At 74.4% G+C, this 4,746-nt stretch carries 5 protein-coding genes; 4 read left to right on the forward strand and 1 reads right to left on the reverse strand.

All coding sequences use genetic code 11. The features are described 5' to 3' along the window. Window positions 1-24: 24 nt before the first annotated feature. On the reverse strand, window positions 25-1,026 hold the full coding sequence (locus tag ACFW1I_RS37930) for an ABC transporter substrate-binding protein (protein ID WP_384678607.1): 1,002 nt from the start codon (window positions 1,024-1,026) through the stop codon (window positions 25-27). 111 nt (window positions 1,027-1,137) lie between these two features. On the opposite strand from ACFW1I_RS37930, the gene ACFW1I_RS37935 reads away from it, so the two are divergent. The 4 genes from ACFW1I_RS37935 to ACFW1I_RS37950 form a co-directional block, all read left to right on the forward strand. Further along, a complete protein-coding gene (locus ACFW1I_RS37935) occupies window positions 1,138-2,217 on the forward strand; it encodes a FecCD family ABC transporter permease (RefSeq protein ID WP_384678609.1) in 1,080 nt (359 codons plus the stop codon). Beyond that, a complete protein-coding gene (locus tag ACFW1I_RS37940) occupies window positions 2,214-3,260 on the forward strand; it encodes a FecCD family ABC transporter permease (RefSeq protein ID WP_384678610.1) in 1,047 nt (348 codons plus the stop codon). The genes ACFW1I_RS37935 and ACFW1I_RS37940 overlap by 4 nt, the downstream gene beginning before the upstream one ends. A 3-nt stretch (window positions 3,261-3,263) precedes the next feature. Then, window positions 3,264-4,061, forward strand: a complete 798-nt coding sequence (locus ACFW1I_RS37945; RefSeq protein ID WP_384678612.1) for an ABC transporter ATP-binding protein — start codon at window positions 3,264-3,266, stop codon at window positions 4,059-4,061. Between the two features lie 56 nt (window positions 4,062-4,117). Next, window positions 4,118-4,746 (forward strand): ABC transporter permease (locus tag ACFW1I_RS37950; RefSeq protein WP_384678613.1); only part of this gene is annotated, 629 nt, incomplete at its 3' end.

Below are 4,746 nucleotides of genomic sequence, written 5' to 3' on the forward strand. Positions count from 1 at the left end.
GGCGCACCCCGCTGTTCCGGAAGGTCACTTGGCCGGGTCGACCTGGAAGATCCTCGCCATGTCGTCGAGGACGAGGTCGGCGCCCTGGAGGGAGACGGAGGTCATCCAGATCTCGTCCTTCACCTCGTGGACGTCGCCGCTCCGCACGGCGCCGAGGCGCTTCCACAGCGGGTTGGCGAGGAACTTCTCCTTGTGCTCGTCGCCGCCCGAGAAGGAGCTGTAGAAGACGACGTCGGCGTCGGCCTGGGCGATCTGCTCCTCGCTGATCTCCAGGTTGAAGTTCTCCGGGTCCCGCTGGTTCTCGGGCCGGGCCAGGCCCATGTCCTGGACGATGATGCCGCTGAAGCTCTTCGGCAGGTAGATGCGGGTCGGGCCGTCGACGAAGCGGACCAGCGAGACGGTGGGGTTCTTCTTCTTGGCGTTGATCGCGTCGCCGATCTTCTTCGCCCGGGTCTCGTACGCGGTGAGCTTCGCCTTCGCCTTCTCCTCCTCGCCGAGCGTCTTGCCGAGGAGGGTGATGTTGTCCTTCCACAGCGGGCCGGTGGTCTTCACGAAGACGGTCGGGGCGATCTGCTTCAGCTGCTCGTACAGGTCCTCGTGGCGGACCGTGGCGGAGACGATCAGGTCCGGCTTGAGGGCCGCGATGGCCTCCAGGTTGGGGCTGTCGAGCGGGCCGACGTCCTTGGTGTCCTTGACCGCGTCGCCGAGGTAGGGCGGGAAGTCGTCCTGGTCGCGGTAGGAGCCGATGCCGCCGACGAGCGTGCCGTCGAGGGCGACGACGGCCTCGACGAGGCTGTTGTCGAGCGCCACGATCCGCTGCGGCTTGGCCTCGATCTCGGTGCTGCCCTTGTCGTGCTGGACGGTACGGGGGAAGCCGGCGGCCTTCTCGGCGGCGGCCGTCGTGCCGTCGGAGGCCTTCGGGTCGGAGCCGCCCGAACCGCCGCAGGCCGACAGGCCCGTGGCGAGGACCGCGGTGAGCAGGAGCGCGCCGATCCGGCCACGGCGGGCGGGGGTGCGGGTGAACATGGATCTCCCCGGGACAGTTGAGTTAGGCAAGCCTTACTTAAGAACGGGGTGAGCATAGCTGTACGCCGCACAGGAAAACCACAGGGGGCGGCCGGAAGTGACTCCTTAGGCATGGCTAACCTTAGCTGCGTGCCCGTAACGTCCTCCGCGAAGCGCGCGGAACTCCCCGCCCTCAAGGCCCCGCCGCCCCGCCGCCCCGCCGTGCGATGCGCCGTACCGGCCGTGCTGTTGGCCGCGCTCGTGGTCGTGAGCTGCGCCTCCCTCGCGATCGGCACCAAGGCCGTGCCGCTCGGCGACGTCCTCGCCGCGCTCGGCGGCGGCACCGACGGCGACGCCGTGGTCGTACGGGAGTTGCGCATGCCGCGCACCCTCCTCGGCCTCCTCGTCGGCCTGGCCCTCGGCGCCGCCGGCGCGGTCGCGCAGGAGATCACCCGCAACCCGCTCGGCGACCCCGGCCTCATCGGCGTCAGCGCCGGCGGCGCGTTCGCCGTCGCCGCGAGCATCGGCCTGCTCGGGCTCACGAGTTCGTACCAGTACGTGTGGTTCGCCTTCCTCGGCGGCGCCCTCGCCGGACTCCTCGCGTACCTCGTCGGCGGCACCGGCTACGGCGGCGCCACCCCCGCCAAACTGGCCCTCGCCGGCGCCGCGGTGACCGTCCTCCTCGACGCCTTCACCAACACCCTGGTCCTGCTCGACATGCGCACCCTCGACCAGTACCGCTACTGGGCGATCGGCTCCCTCGCCGGACGCGACGCGTCCATCGCCCTCCAGCTCCTGCCCTTCGTCGTCGTCGGCCTCGTCATGGCCCTCGCGCTCAGCGGCCGGCTCAACGCCCTCGCCCTCGGCGACGACCTCGCCACCACCCTCGGCACCCGGGTCCGCACCACCCGGGCCCTCGGCGGCCTCACCGTCGTCGTCCTCACCGGCGCCGCCGTCGCCGCCGCGGGCCCCGTGACCTTCGTCGGCCTCGTCGTCCCGCACGTCGTCCGCGCCTTCACCGGCCCCGACGCCCGCTGGCTCGTCCCCTGCTCCGCCCTCGGCGGCGCCACCCTGGTCCTCGCCGCCGACGTCGTCGGCCGCATGGTGGCCCGGCCCGGCGAACTGGAGGCCGGCGTCGTCACCGCCCTCGTCGGCGCCCCCTTCCTCGCCGTCCTCGTCAAGCGGGGCAAGCTGAAGGAGCACACGCGATGAGGTGGGAGTTCGGCCCCTTCGGCATCCGGCTGCGCCCCCGCGTCGCCGTCACCGCCGCCGCCCTGACCCTGGCCGGCTTCGCCGCCCTGGTCGCCTCGGTGTCCCTCGGCACCTTCGCCATACCCGTCGGCGACGTCCTGGGCGCCCTGTTCGGCACCGGCACGGGCGACGCCGACCTGATCGTCCACCAGCTCCGGCTGCCCCGGGCGCTCACCGCCCTCCTCGTCGGAGCCGCCTTCGGCGTCGCGGGCGCCGTCTACCAGGCCGTCACCCGCAACCCGCTGGCCAGCCCCGACCTCATCGGCATCTCCGCCGGAGCCGGCGCGGGCGCGGTCGGCGCCATCCTCGTCGGCGGCGTCACCGCCGCCGGAGCCGGCACCTTCGCCGCCGTCCCCTTCGGCGCCCTCACCGGAGCGCTCGTCACCGCCGCCGCGATCTACCTGCTCGCCTGGCGCGGCGGCACGATCACCGGCTACCGCTTCGTCCTCGTCGGCATCGCCGCCAACGGCACGCTCGCCGCCCTCACCCGCTGGATGCTCGCCCGCGCCGACATCGACCAGGCGTCCCGCGCCATGGTCTGGCTCACCGGCAGCCTCAACGGCCGCTCCTACGAACACGTCCGGTGGATCGGCCTCGCCCTCCTCGTCCTCGTCCCCCTCACCGTCGCCCTGGCCCGCTCCTACCAACTGCTCCAGTTCGACGACGACACCGCCCTCGGCCTCGGCATCCCCATCGGCCGCGCCCGCATCGCCCTGCTGCTCCTGGCCACCTGCCTCGCCGCGCTCGCCACGGCCGCCGCCGGACCGGTCGCCTTCATCGCCCTCGGCGCCCCGCAGATCGCCCGCCGCCTCGCCGGCACCCCCGGCATCCCGCTCGTCCTCAGCGGACTCACCGGCGCCGTCCTGCTCCTGCTCACCGACCTCGCCGCCCGCCTGGTCTTCTCCCCGACCGAACTCCCGGTCGGCATCGTCACCGGCGTCGTCGGCGCCCCCTACCTCTTGCTGCTGCTCGCCCGCGCCAACCGCGCCGGAAAGGGAGGCTGACCCATGACCACCACGCTCCGGGGCACCGGACTGCGGCTCGCGTACGGCGACCGGCTCGTCGCCGACGGCCTCGACCTCGACATCCCCGCCGGGAAGGTCACCGCCCTCGTCGGCCCCAACGCCTGCGGCAAGTCCACCGCGCTGCGCGCCCTCGCCCGGCTGCTCAAGCCCGAGGCCGGCACCGTCCACCTCGACGGCCAGGACACCGCCGAGCTGTCCGCCCGCGACCTCGCCCTCCGCCTCGCGCTGCTGCCGCAGTCCCCGGCGGCCCCCGACGGCATCACCGTCCGCGACCTGGTGGCCCGCGGCCGCACCCCGCACCAGCGCTGGTGGCGCCAGTGGACCGCGGCCGACGAGGACGTCGTCGACCGCGCCCTGGCGGCCACCGGCACCGCCGCCCTCGCCGACCGCTCCCTCGACGAGCTCTCCGGCGGCCAGCGCCAGCGCGTCTGGATCGCCATGGCCCTCGCCCAGGACACCCCCGTCCTGCTGCTCGACGAGCCCACCACGTACCTCGACCTCGCCCACCAGGTCGACGTCCTCGAACTCGTCGCCCACCTCAACCGCACCGAGGGCCGCACCGTCGTGATGGTCCTCCACGAGCTCAACCTCGCCTGCCGGTACGCCGACCACCTCATCGCCATGCGCGACGGCCGCGTCCTGGCCGCCGGGCCGCCCACCGAGGTCGTCACCCCCGGACTCGTCCACGACGCCTTCGGCCTGCGCGCCACCGTCATCGACTGCCCGGTCGCGGGCACCCCGCTCGTCATCCCGCAGGGCGGCCACCGCACCCTGGAGTGACACCCGCCGCGGGTCGCTCCTGGCGGAGCCCCCGCCCCGCGCGGTAGCGATGTCCCATGCACTTCGCCGCCGAGACCCTGCTGCCCGTCGACACCTCGCTCGCCGTGGCACTCGTCGTGCTGCTCCTGGTGGCCGCCGCCGTGACCGCGGGGTTCCGGCTCTCCCCGGACGGGTCCTCCAGGCGGGCCCGGGAGATCGTCACCGCGGGACTGCGGGCGGTGGCACAACTGGCGGCGGTCTCGGCGCTGATCGGCTGGGCCGTCCGCCACACCCCGGCCCTCGTCGGCTTCCTGCTCCTGATGCTCGCCGTCGCGGCCCGGACCGCCGGCCGCCGCATCACCGGCAACGGGACCTGGTGGTGGGCGATCCTCCCCGTCGCCGCCCCGGTCGTGCCCACCGTGGCCGGCCTGGTCGCGGCGGGGCTGCTGACCGTCCCCGGCATCGCGGTCGTGCCGGTGAGCGGCATCCTCATCGGCGGCGCCATGACCGCGACGGCCCTGGCCGGCCGCCGGACCCTCGACGAACTGGACCTGCGGCACGGCGAGGTGGAGGGCGGGCCGCCGCGCCGAGGGCCCCCCCGCGGCGCCCGCCCTCCCATTGCGCCGCCCCCCCCCGCGCCGGCCCCGAGACCCCCCCGCGCCCCCACACCCCCCCCCCGCACAAGCCCGCGGCCCTCCAGCGAGCC

This window comes from Streptomyces sp. NPDC058955, from assembly GCF_042741435.1.
Classification (GTDB): Bacteria; Actinomycetota; Actinomycetes; order Streptomycetales; family Streptomycetaceae; genus Streptomyces.

Coding starts and splice junctions, on each gene's coding strand:
- ACFW1I_RS37930 (WP_384678607.1), bottom strand. CDS start 1,026: ATGTTCACCCGCACCCCCGCCCGCCGTGGCCGGATCGGCGCGCTCCTG.
- ACFW1I_RS37945 (WP_384678612.1), top strand. CDS start 3,264: ATGACCACCACGCTCCGGGGCACCGGACTGCGGCTCGCGTACGGCGAC.
- ACFW1I_RS37935 (WP_384678609.1), top strand. CDS start 1,138: ATGGCTAACCTTAGCTGCGTGCCCGTAACGTCCTCCGCGAAGCGCGCG.
- ACFW1I_RS37940 (WP_384678610.1), top strand. CDS start 2,214: ATGAGGTGGGAGTTCGGCCCCTTCGGCATCCGGCTGCGCCCCCGCGTC.